The organism is Delftia tsuruhatensis, assembly GCF_903815225.1.
Lineage (GTDB): Bacteria > Pseudomonadota > Gammaproteobacteria > Burkholderiales > Burkholderiaceae_C > Comamonas > Comamonas tsuruhatensis_A.
This window is the reverse complement of the sequence record NZ_LR813084.1, coordinates 1,144,902-1,158,750: the sequence shown is the minus strand read 5'-3', so window position 1 is coordinate 1,158,750 and position 13,849 is coordinate 1,144,902. Positions and strand designations below refer to the sequence as shown.

12 protein-coding genes are annotated in these 13,849 nt (G+C 67.3%); 3 read left to right on the top strand and 9 right to left on the bottom strand.

Annotation, left to right across the window (positions count from 1 at the left end; all coding sequences use genetic code 11):
- Positions 1-68: 68 nt before the first annotated feature.
- The 8 genes from L1Z78_RS05230 to L1Z78_RS05195 all read right to left on the bottom strand — a co-directional run bounded on the left by L1Z78_RS05230 (position 69) and on the right by L1Z78_RS05195 (position 8,491).
- Positions 69-716 (bottom strand): c-type cytochrome, encoded by a 648-nt coding sequence (locus L1Z78_RS05230; protein ID WP_234640498.1) that lies wholly within the window; start codon positions 714-716, stop codon positions 69-71.
- A 266-nt stretch (positions 717-982) separates the two neighbouring features.
- Positions 983-1,915, bottom strand: a complete 933-nt coding sequence (locus L1Z78_RS05225) for an AraC family transcriptional regulator (RefSeq protein WP_234640497.1) — start codon at positions 1,913-1,915, stop codon at positions 983-985.
- A 38-nt stretch (positions 1,916-1,953) separates the two neighbouring features.
- Positions 1,954-2,898: a carbohydrate kinase family protein gene (locus L1Z78_RS05220; RefSeq protein WP_234640496.1), complete on the bottom strand. Its 945-nt coding sequence runs from the start codon at positions 2,896-2,898 to the stop codon at positions 1,954-1,956.
- Complete coding sequence (gene dalD / locus L1Z78_RS05215; protein ID WP_234640495.1) at positions 2,889-4,337, bottom strand: D-arabinitol 4-dehydrogenase; 1,449 nt, start codon at positions 4,335-4,337, stop codon at positions 2,889-2,891. The genes L1Z78_RS05220 and dalD overlap by 10 nt, the downstream gene beginning before the upstream one ends.
- A gap of 60 nt (positions 4,338-4,397) precedes the next feature.
- Positions 4,398-5,453 (bottom strand): ABC transporter ATP-binding protein, encoded by a 1,056-nt coding sequence (locus tag L1Z78_RS05210; RefSeq protein WP_234640494.1) that lies wholly within the window; start codon positions 5,451-5,453, stop codon positions 4,398-4,400.
- A gap of 22 nt (positions 5,454-5,475) precedes the next feature.
- Positions 5,476-6,294, bottom strand: a complete 819-nt coding sequence (locus tag L1Z78_RS05205; protein WP_234642095.1) for a carbohydrate ABC transporter permease — start codon at positions 6,292-6,294, stop codon at positions 5,476-5,478.
- A 7-nt stretch (positions 6,295-6,301) separates the two neighbouring features.
- The gene (locus L1Z78_RS05200) at positions 6,302-7,159 is read right to left on the bottom strand and encodes a carbohydrate ABC transporter permease (protein ID WP_234640493.1); all 858 of its coding nucleotides are present in this window, start codon (positions 7,157-7,159) and stop codon (positions 6,302-6,304) included.
- A gap of 21 nt (positions 7,160-7,180) precedes the next feature.
- Complete coding sequence (locus L1Z78_RS05195) at positions 7,181-8,491, bottom strand: ABC transporter substrate-binding protein (protein ID WP_234640492.1); 1,311 nt, start codon at positions 8,489-8,491, stop codon at positions 7,181-7,183.
- A gap of 238 nt (positions 8,492-8,729) precedes the next feature.
- On the opposite strand from L1Z78_RS05195, the gene L1Z78_RS05190 reads away from it, so the two are divergent.
- Complete coding sequence (locus L1Z78_RS05190) at positions 8,730-9,632, top strand: SMP-30/gluconolactonase/LRE family protein (protein ID WP_234640491.1); 903 nt, start codon at positions 8,730-8,732, stop codon at positions 9,630-9,632.
- Positions 9,633-9,666: 34 nt separating this feature from the next.
- On the opposite strand, the gene pgi is transcribed toward L1Z78_RS05190, so the two are convergent.
- On the bottom strand, positions 9,667-11,232 hold the full coding sequence (gene pgi / locus L1Z78_RS05185) for a glucose-6-phosphate isomerase (protein ID WP_234640490.1): 1,566 nt from the start codon (positions 11,230-11,232) through the stop codon (positions 9,667-9,669).
- Positions 11,233-11,366: 134 nt separating this feature from the next.
- Here pgi and zwf point away from each other — a divergent pair, with 134 nt between their 5' ends.
- Both zwf and yihA read left to right on the top strand, forming a co-directional pair.
- Positions 11,367-12,818 carry a glucose-6-phosphate dehydrogenase gene (gene zwf, locus L1Z78_RS05180; RefSeq protein ID WP_234640489.1) on the top strand — a complete coding sequence of 484 codons (1,452 nt, stop codon included), beginning with the start codon at positions 11,367-11,369 and terminating at the stop codon, positions 12,816-12,818.
- Between the two features lie 226 nt (positions 12,819-13,044).
- Positions 13,045-13,809 (top strand): ribosome biogenesis GTP-binding protein YihA/YsxC, encoded by a 765-nt coding sequence (gene yihA, locus L1Z78_RS05175; protein ID WP_234640488.1) that lies wholly within the window; start codon positions 13,045-13,047, stop codon positions 13,807-13,809.
- Positions 13,810-13,849 lie beyond the last annotated feature (40 nt).

Genomic DNA, 13,849 nt, shown 5'->3' with positions numbered 1-13,849 from the left:
TTGGGGTGTCTGTAAAGCAATAGGTTCCCGGTGATTACCCTAGGAACACGGGGTCCCCTGGGATCGCATCAACGCAGGCCGGCGATGTAGTCTGCCACGGCCTTGATTTCGCGATCGTTAAGCTTGGCAGCAACCTGTGTCATCTGAATGCTATTGCCGCGCTTGCCGTCGCGAAAGGCCACGAGCTGGGTCGTGGTGTAGTCGGCATGCTGGCCGGCCAGGCGCGGGTACTGGGCGGGAATGCCGGCACCGTTGGGGCTGTGGCAGCCCGCGCAGGCGGCAATGTTGCGCTCCTGGATGCCGCCGCGGTAGATGCGCTCGCCCATGGCGACCAGGTCCTTGTCCTTGGCGAAGCCGTCCTTGGGCTTTTGCGTGTGCAGCCAGGCGGCGATGTTCTTCATGTCCGGTTCGCTGAGCATGCTGGCAAAGCCCTTCATCACCGGGTCCTTGCGCTTGTCGTCCTTGAACTCCAGCAACTGCTTGACCAGGTACTCGGGATGCTGGCCGGCCAGCTTGGGCTGGATAGGCACGGTGGAATTGCCGTCGGCCGCGTGGCATGCCGCGCAGACCGCGGTGTAGCTGGCCTCGCCCTTCGCCAGATCGACCTTGGCCGCCTTCGGCTGCGCTGCGGCAGCAGGTGCCTCGCCAGCGGAGAACGCGGGAAAGGCGGGGGCTGCAAGAATGGCAGCCGTCAGCAAAGAGGCAAGCAACTTCATATCGAGGGCGTGGTTCTGTTGTTGAAAGCGCAAAAATTCGGCGGATTCTACAATGGGGCCCCCTGCGATTGATATCGTCAGGAACCCTGCTTTCACTGCGGCGCACAGAGGAAAACACATTCCTTGATCGTGGTCACAAACTGGCCACGGATCCGGCGCAAAACGCATGTTTCGCGCACCCAGCATATCGATCTGTGCCAGTCCGGCAATAAGGGCTGTACCGATGTGGGCCGCAATACCACAGAGCCCCCGACCGGCACGCCGCATCAGCCGGCGCCGAAGCGGCTTTCCGCCTGCCGCCGGAATTCCGAAGGGGTCATGCCCTTGATCTCCAGGAAGCGCCGGTTGAAATTGGCCACGTTGTTGAAGCCCACCTGGTAGCAGATGTCGGCAATGAAGCTGTCGGTCTGCATGAGCAGGTGGCAGGCATTGTTGATGCGCACGCGGCTGACGAAATCCGTGAAGCTGTTGCCCGTGGCGCGGCGGAAGAAGCGGCTGAAGCGGCTCTCGCTCATGCCCAGCTCGGCCGCCACGTCGGCCAGGCTCAGGGGCTCGTCCACGCGCGCCATGATGCGGTTGACCACCTCGTTGATCTGGTCCACCTGGGCCTCGCCCTGGGCTCCCTGCATCTGCACGGCGGACAGCAGGCGGTAGTCGGTGCACTCGGCCAGATCGGACAGCAGCTCGCAAAAGGCCGCGAAGCGGCGCATGCCGCGCGTGCGCTTGACCGCCTCCCAGCGGGCGCGCGCCTTGTGCTCCATGCCGAAGAACTCGATGCCATGGCGTGCGCGGTCCAGCAGATGCAGCACTTCACGCATCTCCGGGATCTGCTCGGCCGCGCGGGCAATGGGGTCGTGGTGGAACAGGATCACGTAGTCACGCTCGGGGGCCCCGCCCTCGGGCACGTCCAGCGAGATCCAGTTGTGCGGCAGGCGCGGGCCGCACAGCACGAGGTGGCCAGGCTCGAAAGGCCCGATCCAGTCTCCCACGAAGGCGCGACCCGACGTGTCGGTGATGAGGTGCAGTTCGTACTCCTCATGGAAATGCCAGCGCACCAGGGGGCTCGGAAAGCCGTGCGCCAGGCAGCGCACCAGGCCGCTGTCCTCCACGTCCTCATAGCCCAGGGCGGGCGTGCGCACGAAGTCGCGCTCCAGCTCGGGATGGCGCTGTCGGGGTGTTCTGCGGCGCGGGCTGGGCATGTTCAGGATCTGGAGTGGCCTCGGACGAACGCTATCACCTATTCGTGCGGCTGGGCCGCAAGCAGGGCATCGAGTTCGGCACGCCAGGGCGGCTGGGCGCCGGCACGCGTGCAGTTGAGCGCAGCGGCCGTGGCGGCAAAGCGCAGCACACGGCGCCAGACGATGTCGGGCAGCTCCTGCAGATGGCAGGCCTGCACGGCGCCCTGCTCCAGCAGCGCGACCGACAGCGCCGCGCCAAAGGTATCCCCCGCGCCGATGGTGTCCACCAGTGCCACCTCGGGCGGGCGCACCGACAGCGGCACCCGGCCCGCACGCAGCAAGGTGGCCCCGGCAGCGCCACGCGTGAGCACCACGGCCCTTGCGCCCTGCGCCAGCCAATGGGTGGCGGCCTCCAGCACCGGCACGCCCGGCGTGAGGAAGGCCATGTCCTCCTCGCTGAGCTTGACCAGGTCGGCCAGCCCGCCCCAGGCCATGCAGTCGCGCCTGAAGGCCCCGGCATCGCCGATCAGCGTGGGACGCACATTGGGATCGAAGGCGATGATGCGCCGCCCGCGCTGTGCAGCCACCAGGTCCAGGATGCGCGGACCCGCAGGCGCACGCAGCAGCGCGATGGAGCCGAATTGCAGATAGCGGCATTGCGGTGGCAGCTCGGGCAATTCGGCCGGCGCCCACAGCGTGTCCGCCGTGCCCTGCATGTAGAAGGCATAGCGATTGGTGTCCTGCCCGCGCTCCACGAAGGCCAGCGTGCTGGGCGCATCGCAGCGCTGCACCAGGTGCATGTCCACGCCATTGCGCTGCAGGTGGGCGAACAGGCGCTCGCCGAAGAGATCACGGGACAGTTGCGAGACCAGCCCCGTGGCCTGTCCCAGCCGCGCCGCTGCCACGGCACAGTTCGCGGGAGCCCCTCCTTCATGGCCCTGGAAGGCCAGGCCGCCCGTGGCGGTGAAATCGATCAGGGCCTCGCCCACGACGGCTATGCGCATGCGCAACCACCTTGCTGCTTGACGGATGAAGGCATGCAGGCATGCAGGCGGTCCGTGGCGCGCCGCACCGCTTCCACGAGGCGAGGATGGCCCGCAGCCGCCCCCCACAACGATGGCTGGGCGCAAAGCGCCGCCACCGGATCGGCCGCCGCGCAGATGGCATGCGCCGCCACGGGGTCCATGGCCTGATCCTCGTATGCATACGGCAGTGTGCCATGGTGCCAGCGCTGGAGAAAGGCCAGGAACAGCGCGGGCAGCATGGCCACGGCATCCACCGGCGCCTTCTGCGCGAGGCGCTCGCGCACGGTCGGTGCGATGAAGCCAGGGATCTTGGCGAAGCCGTCGGCAGCCACGCGCTGGTTGGTATCGCACAGGGCCGCATTGCCGAAGCGCTCCAATACCGTGTCCCGGTAGGCCGGCAGGTCAAGCGCGGACGGCTGGCCGGGCACCGCCAGGCAGGCGATCACGTCCTGCGTCACATAGTCCCAGGCCATCTTGCGTATCGCCGGCATGGCAATGCCTTCATGGATGAAGCGCTGGCCCGCCAGCGTTCCTGCCCAGGCGATGCAGCTGTGGCTGGCGTTGAGGATGCGGATCTTGGCCTCCTCGTACGGCGCCACGGACGCCACCATTTCCACGCCCACGCGCTCCCAGGCCGGCCGGCCCGCGATGAAGCGGTCCTCGATCACCCACTGCGTGAAGCTTTCGGCCATGACCGGCGCGGCATCGTCCCAGCCCGTCGCGGCACGCACCCGCGCCCGCAGCTCAGAAGGAGGTCGCGGCGTGATGCGGTCGACCATGGCGTTGGGGCAGCTGACGTTGCGCTCGGCCCATCGGGCCAGATCCTGCAGCTGCGCCAGTTGCAGAAAGGCCATGAGGCCGGCACGCAGGCGATCGCCGTTGTGGCGCAGGTTGTCGCAGCTCAGCAGCGTGACCGGCCCGGTCTGTGCCCGGCAACGCGCCTGAAGAATGGCGCACAGCACGCCATGGATGGTCTGGCCCACCTGCCCTTGCCGTGCTCGTGCGACGTCGGCCGCCAGCTCGGGGTTCGAGGCATCGAGCACGCCGCTGCCGTCAAGGCAGTAGCCCGCCTCGGTCACGGTGAAGGAAATGATGCGCGTGGCGGCCTCTGCCCCCCGCGCGACCACGGCTGCCAGCCCGGGCGCGTGGGCGATCACCTCCCGCAGGGCCTCGATGCGCTGGTAGCGCACCTCGCCATCGGGCGCAATGGTCTCCAGTGTGTAGGCCCCACCCTGGCGCGCGAGAGCGTCCAGCGTTTGCGTCATGTCGGGGCGCAGGTTGGCCCCCACCAGCGCCCACTGCGTGTCGCCCGCGTCGATCAGGCGCTGAAGATAGGCGGCCTGATGCGCGCGATGGAAGGAGCCCAGACCCAGGTGCAGCACCGTGGGGCCGGAAGAAGACAGGACAGTCGCGTTCATGGTTTCCCGAAGGGATGGAGGAAAAGACAAGTCGCCCGGGCGGCTTGCGGGAATTTCCGCTCAAGGACTCGCCAGCGCCCGGCCCTGGCGGTCGAACAGGTGCACGGTGCAGCCGGGCTCCAGCGCCAGCGACACCGCGTCACCCACCGCCATGGGTGTGCGCTCGGCCTGGCGTGCAATGAGTTGTGCGCCACCCGCATTCACATGGATCAGCGTGTCCGCGCCCAGCGCCTCGATCAGTTCCACGCGCCCCAGCACCTGACGGATAGCAGCGCCACCGTCCTGCGCCCGCGTCACGCGCAACGCCTCGGGACGTATGCCCAATGTGGCGCCGTCCAGAGGCAATCTGACCTGCATGCTTTCGCAGAAAGCGGGCAGGTTGTCGGAGTCGATCAGGTTCATCGACGGCATGCCGATGAACCGGGCGACGAACTGGTTGGCCGGGCGATCGTAGAGCGCCAGCGGTGCCCCCACCTGCTCGATGCCCCCATCGCGCAGCACCACCACGCGGTCGGCCAGGGTCATTGCCTCCACCTGGTCATGGGTGACATAGATGGTGGTGGCGCCCAGGGCCTTGTGCAGCTTGTGGATTTCCACCCGCGTATTGCCGCGCAAGGCCGCGTCGAGGTTGGACAGCGGTTCGTCGAACAGGAACACCTTGGGCGCACGCACGATGGCCCGGCCTATGGCCACGCGCTGGCGCTGCCCGCCCGACAGGTCGCGTGGCCTGCGCTCCAGGTAGGGCGTGAGATGCAGCGACTCGGCCGCCTGCCCGACCTTGCGCCGGATTTCCTCGCGTGGCACGCCGGCCAGGCGCAACGCGAAGGACATGTTGTCGTACACGCTCATGTGCGGATACAGCGCATAGCTCTGGAACACCATGGCCAGATCGCGCTTGCCCGACGCTGCATGCGTGATGTCGCGCCCGTCGAGCAGCAATTGTCCCGAGCTGATGGTCTCCAGCCCCGCGATCAGGCGCAGCAGCGTGGATTTCCCGCAGCCCGAGGGACCGACAAAGACGATGAATTCACCCTGCTCGATGGACAGATCCACGCCGCGCACGACCTGCGCGCCACCGTAGTTCTTGCGAAGGTCCCGGAGTTCCAGATAGGCCATGGTGTTTCCTGCAAACAGGGCGCTACTTGACGGCGCCGAAGGTCATGCCCTGCACCAGCTGCTTCTGGCTGAACCAGCCGAACACCACGATGGGGGCGATGGCGATGAGCGAGGCGGCCGAGAGCTTGGCCCAGAACAGCCCCTCGGGGCTGGCGTACGAGGCGATCAGCGTGGCCAGCGTGCCGGCCCGGGCGCTGCCGAGGTTCAGCGACCAGAAGGCCTCGTTCCAGCTCAGCACCAGGCACAGCAGGCCCGTGGAGGCCATGCCGCCCGCCGCCAGCGGCAGCACCACATGGCGGAACCCGGTCCACAGGCCTGCGCCATCCATGCGTGCGGCCTCCAGGATCTCGCCGGGAATGTCCTTGAAGGCGCTGTAGAGCATCCAGACCATGATGGGCAGGTTGGACAGCGTGAAGACGACGGTCAGCGCCGTCAGCGAATCCAGCAGCCCCGCGCTCTGCGCCAGCACATAGACCGGCAGCAGCGCGCCCACGGCCGGCATCATCTTGGTCGACAGCATCCACATCAGCACGTCGCGCGTGCGCGGTGTGCGAAAGAAGGCCATGGAGTAGGCCGCCGGCACGGCGATGACCAGGCCGATCAGGGTCGAGGCCAGGCTGGTGACCAGCGAATTGCGCGCATACAGCAGATAGTCGCTGCGCCGCTGCACTTCGCCGAAGTTGTCCAGCGTGGGTTCGAACACGAACAGCGGCGGCACGGCGATGGCCTGCAGCTCGGTCTTGAAGGCCGTCAGGAACAGCCAGGCCAGCGGGAAGAACAGCAGCAGCGCGACAGCCCAGGCCGCGGCGGCGCGCACCAGGGTGGAAGAACTCGTTTTCATCATGCGCTCAGTCCAGGTTCTTGCCGACGATGCGGATCAGGAAGATGGCGACGATGTTGGCCAGCACCACGGCGAACAGCGCGCCGGCCGAGGCCACTCCCACATCGAAGTTCATCAGCGACTGCTTGTAGATCAGGTAGGTCAGGTTGGTGCTTTCGTTGCCAGGACCACCCGCCGTGGTGATGGCGATCTCGGCGAACACGCTGAGCAGGAAGATCATCTCGATCATCACCACCACCGCCATGGGCCGCGCCAGATGCGGCAGCGTGAGATGGCGAAAGCGCTGCAGCGCGTTGGCGCCATCCATGCGCGCGGCCTCCATCTGCTCGCGGTCCAGCGACTGCAGCGAGGTGATGAAGATCAGACAGGCGAAGGGCAGCCACTGCCAGGAGACCATGACGATGATGGACAGCAGCGGCACCTCGGTGAGCCAGTCCACGGGCTGCAGGCCCAGGGTCCGCCACAGGCTGGCCAGCACGCCGTAGATCGGGTTCATCATCATGTGCTTCCACAGCAGCGCGTTGACCGTGGGCATGACGAAGAACGGCGAGATCAGCAGCACCCGCACGGCGCCGCGCCCCGGAAACGGCTCGTTGACCAGCAGCGCGATCAGCACACCCAGCACCAGGGTGATCAGCAGCACACTGCCCAGGAACAGCAGCGTGTTCCACACCGCGGGCAGGAAGTCCGGGTCGGTGATGAAGAAGGCGTAGTTGCTCCAGCCATTGAAGGGGTGCTCGCCGGGCTGCAGCAGGTTGTAATTGACGAACGAAAAGTAGATCGTCATGAGCAGCGGCACGAGCATCCAGCACAAAAGCGCGGCCACGGCAGGCGCCATAAGCACACGGGGCAGGAGACGGTTCATGGTCAGGCATCCCGTCGGCGGTCACTTGTAGTAGCCGCTTTTGCGCATCTCGCGTTCGGTCAGCGCCTGCGAGGCCTTGAGCGCCTGCTCCACCGTAACCTTCCCCGACAGCGCAGCGGCCATCTGCTGGCCCACGGCGATGCCGATGGCCTGGAATTCGGGAATGGCCACATACTGCACGCCGACATAGGGCGAGCGGGGTTCGGTCGCATCGGTCAGGCTCACGCTGTCGATGGCGCGCTTCTCGGCCGCGGCAAAACCGGCGACCTTCTGGAACTCGGTATTGGCATAGGTCGACTGGCGCGTGCCCGTGGGCACGGCGCGCCACCCCTGCTCATGCGCGACCAGTTGCACATAGGCCTTGGAGGTCGCCCACTTCACGAAGGCCTGGGCCATGTCGGCCTTCTTCGAGCTGGCGGGAATGGCCAGGTTCCAGGTCCACAGCCAGGCCGCCCCCTTGGGCGTGCTGGCCACGGGCGCGGCCGCATAGGCCACCTTGTCGGCCACCTTGGACTGCCGGGGATCGCTGACGAACGAGGCCGCGATGCTCGCGTCGACCCAGGCGCCGCACTTGCCTTCGTTGAACAGTGCCAGGTTCTCGTTGAAGCTGTTGGCCGAGGCGCCCGGTGGACCGTAGGCCTTCATCAGGTCCACGTACAGACCCACGGCCTTCTTCCATGCCGGTGTGTCGAGCTGCGGCTTCCATTGCATGTCGAACCACTGGCCACCATGGGTGTTGGCCATGGTCGTGATCAAGGCCATGTTGTCGCCCCAGCCCGGCTTGCCGCGCAGGCAGATGCCATAGACGCCGGCCTCGGGATCGTGGACCTTGGCAGCGAACTGCCGCACCTGCTCCCAGCTGGGCTGCTCAGGCATCGCAAAGCCCGCCCTGTCCGCCAGATCCTTGCGGTACATCAGCATGGAACCTTCGCCGTAGAAGGGAGCAGCGTAGAGCCTGCCCTCATGCGACAGCCCCTCGCGGATCGTGGGCAGCAGGTCGCCCGCGTCGTACGCTGCGTCGGTGACGATGGGCTGCAGCCAGCCTTTCCTCGACCAGATCGGCACCTCGTAGATCCCCACGGTCATCACGTCGAACTGGCCACCCCGGGTGGCGATGTCGGTGGTCACGCGCTGGCGCAGCACGCCTTCCTCCAGGGCCACCCACTTGAGCGTGACGCCGGGGTGGGCCTTCTCGAAGTGGGAGGAGAGCTTTTGCATCTCGATCATGTGGCCGTTGTTCACGGTGGCGATCACGAGTTCGGTGCCGGCCTGCGCCACCAGCGCCGTGGCGGCCATGACCAGCGTGACGCCGGCCTTGAGCGATCTGTGCATCTGTGTCTCCTGATTCCCTGGTGTTTTGGGTGCCGGACCACGGCGTCCCATCCCGCCGCGGCTGGTTCATTGTGGCGATGGCCTGAGTCCGGGATTGGTACGGCATGCCGCAATACCGATACTTTTATGCACATGCAATGCCGTGATATCCCTTACCGACTGCATCAAACCATCTTCCAACAGGGCGGCTTCGCCATGCCTTCTAGAATCGAGGTCGTCCACTTCCCCGAGGCAGACCATGGCCGTGCAGCGCATTCCCGTTCCGCCGAGCGCCCTCGGCGAATCCCCCTTCTGGCACCCCGGTGAGCGGCAGCTCTACTGGTGCGACATCCAGGGGCTGCGCATCCACTCCTGGGAGCCGGCCAGCGGCGTGCACCGCAGCTGGGCCACGCCCAGCGAGCCGGGCTGCTGCGCCCCCACGGACCGGGGCCGCATCGTCGTGGGCCTGCGCGATGGATTCGGCCTGCTGGACACCGCCACGGGCCGCACCGACATGATTGCCCGCCTGGACCACGACCCGCGCCAGCTGCGCCTCAACGACGGACGCTGCGACCGCGCGGGACGGCTGTGGGCCGGATCGCTGTTCTCGCCCAAGACCTCGCCCGACGCTGCGCTGTGGAGCCTGCGCGCGGACGGTGCCGGCGGCTATGCCGTGCAGCGCATGGCCGGAGACTGCACCACGGCCAACGGCCTGGCCTTCAGCCCCGACGACGCCTGGATGTACTGGGCCGACACGCCCGCCCACCGCATCGACCGCTTCGTCTTCGACCTGGATTCGGGCACGCTGGGCACGCGCTCGCTGTGGAAGGCCTTCGCGCCCAAGACCGAAGGCCGGCTGTATGGCGGACGCCCCGACGGCGCCAGCGTCGATGCCCGGGGCAACTACTGGGTGGCCATGTACGAAGGCGGCTGCGTGCTGCAGCTGAACCCCGAAGGCGAGGTGCTGCTGCGCCTGGACACCCCCGTGCGCTGCCCCACCATGGTCTGCTTTGGTGGCGAGGACCTGCGCACGCTGTACATCACCTCGGCCGGCCATGGGCGGCCCGAGGCCGAGCACACGGCGCCCGTGCCGGCCGGCGCGCTGATGGAATGCCGCGTCGATGTCCCCGGCCTGCCGGTGAACGCCTTTCGCGAGGCCTGAGCCCTCGCCCGGACCTCCCGGGGTGTCGAGAGGCTCAGGCCCTCAGGCGCTGCAGCAATCCCGCGGTCGAGGCATCGAGACCCGCCACATTCCCGCTGGCCAGGCGTGGCTGCAGGTCGCGCGCCAGCAGCTTGCCCAGCTCCACCCCCCACTGGTCGAAACTGTTGATGCCCCACAGCGCGCCCGCCACGAACACACGGTGTTCCTGCAGTGCAATCAGCGCGCCCAGCGCCGCAGGCGTGAGCGCCTCCAGCAGCATGAACGTGCTGGGCCGGTTGCCGGGAAAGTGGCGGTGTCCGTCTTCGCAGGAGCGGCCCTGCATCAGGGCCTGCGCCTGGGCCAGGGCATTGGCCAGCAGCTGCTCATGGTGGCCGGGCAGGCCATGCGAGGGCCTGCGCACGGCGATGATCTCCAGCGGCACGATGTCGCTGCCCTGGTGCAGCATCTGGAAGAAGGCATGCTGGCCATCCGTGCCCGGCTCGCCCCAGAGCACGGGCGCCGAACCCTGCGCCAGCGGCCGGCCCTGCCGGTCCACGCGCTTGCCATTGCTCTCCATCTCCAGCTGCTGCAGATAGGCCGGCAGGCGCCGCAGCCCCGCGTGGTAGGGCGCGATGCAGCGGCTGGCAAAGCCGAGCAGGTTGCGGTTCCAGACATCGAGCAATCCCAGGCGCACGGGCAGGTTGGCCTGCAGCGGGGCCTGGCGAAAGTGCGTGTCCATGGCATGTGCGCCGGCCAGCAGCGCGCGAAAGGCCTGTGCGCCCACGGCGATGGCCACGGGCAATCCGATCGCCGACCACAGGGAATAACGGCCGCCCACCCAGTCCCAGAAGCCGAAGGTGGTGGTGATGCCCATCTGCGCGGCCGCCGGGGCATTGGTGGTCAGCGCCACGAAATGCCGGGACACCTCCTCGCCACTGCCCTGGGCACGGAACCACTCCAGTGCGCTGCGCGCATTGGCCAGCGTCTCCTGCGTGTTGAAGACCTTGGAGGCCACGATGAACAGCGTGTTGCGCGGCCGCACCCTGCCGAGCACGGGCTGCAGCGCGTGCCCGTCCACATTCGAGACGAAATGCATGCGCCGCTGTCCGTCGCACAGGCCCTGCAAGGCCTGCACGGCCATCTGCGGCCCCAGGCCCGAGCCACCGATGCCCAGGCACACCACGTCGGTGATATCGGCATCGGCGCGCACACGCTCGGCATGGGCCAGCATGGCATCCAGGGTTTCGTGCACCTGGTCCAGGGCCCAGGCCAGGCCCGGCGGCGCCTCGCCGCGCGGGCTGCGCAGCAGCGTGTGCAGCACGGCCCTGCCCTCGCTGCCATTGATGTGCTCGCCGCCGAACATCGCATCGCGCTGGCGCTCCACCCCGCATTCCCGCGCCAGCCGCAGCAGCAACCCTTCGGCCTGTGCATCCCAGAGGTTCTTGGACAGGTCCGCGAAGCAGTGGGGCGCTTCCTGGCTGAAACGTGCGAACCGGCCCGGGTCCTCGGCAAAGGCATGGCGCAGATCGAAACATTGGCGCAGGCCATCGGCATGCTGGTGCAACGCAGGCCAGGCGGATGTCTGGTCGCAACGCAGGGGCAGGGGGAGTACGGACACCATGGAAAGTAATCTGATTACTTGATCAACAACACATCACTGGAAAGAAGCACCGATAACTTCCTATAATTTATCTGATTTCCTGAAGAATTGGTAACCAAGTTACCAAAATGAATGTACCAACTTGTGGAGACAGCATGGGGTTCGATCTGGTCTTGTTCGGTGGCACGGGGGATCTGGCATGGCGCAAGCTCCTGCCCGCGCTGTTCCAGGCGTTTCGCCATGGCAGCCTGCCCGGGGGCGGCCGCATCCTGTGCATAGGGCGCGACGATCTGAGCGACGACCAGTACCGCGCGCTCATCCAGGGGCGCCTGGAGAAGGTGGAGCTGTCCAAGCGCCCCAGCGCCGAGGAGTTCTCGCGCTTTGCCGCGTTGCTGCACTACCTGCGCATGGACCTGTCCCAGCCCGCCGACTACGAGCGCCTGGCCACGGCGCTGAAGACCCGGGGCGCCGAGACGTTGGTGATGTACCTGGCCACCGCGCCCAGCCTGTTCACAACGGTCTGCGAGCAGATCGCCGCCGTGGGCCTGAACGGCCCGCAAACCCGCGTGGTGCTTGAAAAGCCGCTGGGCCACGACTTTGCGTCCAACCAGGCCATCAATGCCGCGCTGCGCAAGGTGCTGCGCGAGGAGCAGGTATTCCGCATAGACCATTACCTGGGCAAGCCCTCGGTGCAGAACCTGCTGGCACTGCGCTTCGGCAACGCGCTGTTCGAACCCCTTTGGCGACGCGAGACCATCGCCAACATCCAGATCACCATCGCCGAGGAACTGGGCGTGGAAAGCCGCGGCGGCTTCTACGACCAGACCGGCGCGCTGCGCGACATGGTTCAGAACCACGCGCTGCAACTGCTGTGCGCCATCGGCATGGAGCCGCCCATCAATGCCAGCGCCCATGCCATCCGCGATGAGAAGCTCAAGGTGCTGCAGTCGCTCAGGCCCTGGACGCCCGAGACCCTGAGCCAGCATGTGGTGCGCGGCCAGTACCTGGCCGGTGTCTCCCAGGGCCAGCCCGTGCCCGCCTACCAGCAGGAAAAGGGCGTGACGCCCGGCAGCCAGACCGAGACCTTCGTCGCCCTGCGCACCGAGATCGGCAACTGGCGCTGGGCCGGCGTGCCCTTCTACATCCGCACCGGCAAGCGCCTGGCGGGGCGCGATGCGCGCATCGTCGTCAACTTCCGGCCCGTGCCCCACCCCATCTTCCGCTCACCCCTGGCCGAGGCCAACCGGCTGGTCATCAACCTCCAGCCCAAGGACGGGCTGGAGCTGCACCTGCTGGCCCAGGGAGCGGCCCAGCAAGCCGAGCCTTCGCTGGCGCCCGTGCACCTAAACCTGGATTTCGACCAGCGCTTCGGCGCCCAGCGCGTGGGCGCCTACGAGCGCCTGCTGCTGGACGTGATCGCCGGGCGTCTGAACCTGTTCGTGCGCAGCGACGAGCAGGAGCAGGCCTGGCGCTGGGTGGAGCCCATCCTCCAGCACTGGCGCAACGAGCCCTCGGGGCCGCGCGGCTATGCGGCCGGCAGCTGGGGCCCCAGCGCGGCCAGCGCCATGATCGCGCGCGACGGGTTTTGCTGGAGCGAGGAGGTTTGAAGCACCCCCTGAGGCGCTGACGCGCCTTCCCCCTCTCTGCCCGCTATGCGGGGGAGGGGGACGACAGCATCGCTGCGGGGCGGCGCGGCCGGCGTAGGCCCTTGCTCGCTGTCACTGGCTTTGGTGCGCGCCAGTTTCAAGCGCCGCGCCCTGCCTGCCTATAGCCCGCCAGACACGGCGATTCATGCGGGAACCTACAATGAGGCCCCGAGAGATTGACCACACCATGAATCCTGCCGTGCCGGCTGCCGATGCCGCCCCCACTTCCTCCCTGATCGATCCCAAGCTGGCCATGGGCTGGATGCACACGGCGCGCTTTCTGACGACGGCCGCGCAGCTGCACCATCTGCCCAAGGTCGAGGTGCCCGAGATCGCCTTCGTGGGCCGCTCCAACGCCGGCAAGTCCACCTGCATCAACACGCTGACGCAGCAAAAGCAGCTGGCCTTCGCTTCCAAGAAGCCGGGCCGCACCCAGCACATCAACCTGTTCTCGCTGGGCAAGCAGGGCGTGACCGACGCCGTGCTGGCCGACCTGCCTGGCTACGGCTATGCCGCGGTGTCGCGCTCGGACAAGCAGCGCTGGCAGCGTGTGATGCTGAACTACCTGGTCAGCCGCGAAAGCCTGTCGGCCATCGTGCTGCTGTGCGATCCGCGCCTGGGCCTGACCGAACTCGACGAAGCCCTGCTCGATGCCATGCGCCCTCGCGTGCAGGAAGGCCTGAAGTTCCTGGTGCTGCTGACCAAGGCCGACAAGCTCACGCGCGCCGAGCAGGCCAAGGTGCTGTCCATCACGCGCCTGAATGCGGGCGGCGGCGAGGTGCGCATGTTCTCCGCGCTCAAGAAGCAGGGTGTGGACGAGGTCGCGCAGTTGCTGTGGCACTGGAGCCATCCCGAAGGCCTGGTACAGCCTGGCGCCGAAGTGCCAGCCACGGAGCCCGCCCCTGACGTCGCACCCGCGACGCCCGCAGCGCCCGACAGCCTCCAAGATTAGCGCCCGGAGGCGCTCGTGTGGCCAGCGCCCCGCAAGGAGC